The 520-nt window shown below is 50.4% G+C and carries 1 pseudogene; it reads right to left on the minus strand.

Annotated elements, in window-relative coordinates:
* Positions 1 to 9 precede the first annotated feature (9 nt).
* Positions 10 to 520 (minus strand): annotated as a pseudogene (locus ACYVRH_RS14390) (hypothetical protein); the annotation flags it as partial.

A 520-nucleotide genomic window follows, 5' to 3' on the forward strand; every position in this document is an offset into this window, starting at 1 on the left:
TCGGCAGCGTCAGATTGGTATAAGAGACAGATCTACGTTAGCCGTAGTCTCCGCGACAAGCCACTTCGTCCCGTAAGATTCAAAACGGGCGCCGGTTCCGTTAACATCGACAAGACCCATCGCGTGGCTGTATTGGCGCGAAATCATCATTGCTGCTCTTATGTCAGCTTTTGAAAGCAAAATAGCGCAGATCATGGCGCGGCTGTCGCAGTCTCCCCTAGCTTCGGTAATTGCCGTTACAAGATTTATAAAATCGCTCCCTCTGGGGCTTCTTTCGTATTTATAACCTTGCACAAAAGAAAAAGCCCTCTGTGCAAACGCCCTTTTCTCCGCGTCTCCCCCGGAAGTGGGGCCGCCCCAACTGCGGACAATCATGGAAGCGGCGTTTGCTATCCTGTCATAAGAATCGCGGTAAATGGATCTGTAATAGCGAACCCACGCATCCTGCCATTTTTGCGAATTAACATAATTTTGAAGAAGCTGGAATTCACGCTCGATAAAAACCTGCGCGGCCTCGGCG

The organism is Treponema sp. R80B11-R83G3 (assembly GCF_054786115.1).